At 66.8% G+C, this 238-nt stretch carries 1 protein-coding gene; it reads left to right on the top strand.

The features are described 5' to 3' along the window. Nucleotides 1-238, top strand: a 238-nt coding sequence (locus SB717_RS39325) for a hypothetical protein (protein ID WP_410908731.1), incomplete at both ends; no start/stop codon positions are given.

Raw genomic sequence — 238 nt, 5'->3', positions numbered from 1 at the left:
ATTCATCCGGCGGTGGCGAGCTCGATTTCGCGCTGTGCAACGGGCAGGCCCAGCCGATGGAGCCGGCGCATAGTGGCATGTGGTATCGGCCCGACATGGCCGGGGAAGGCTACAGCTTGATGCAGCTCGAAAGCGGCGACTGGATTCTCTATGCCTTCGAGCCCGGTAGCCAGGCGGGCGGCCAGGTGTGGACCCTGGAGCAGACCGCGCACAGCGAGGTGCCGGTCGAGTTCCGGGG

Source organism: Priestia sp. SIMBA_032 (genome assembly GCF_046535215.1).
GTDB lineage: Bacteria > Bacillota > Bacilli > Bacillales > Bacillaceae_H > Priestia > Priestia aryabhattai.
Note: the sequence above shows the minus strand (reverse complement) of the source record. Positions and strands in the feature narration are given on the sequence as shown.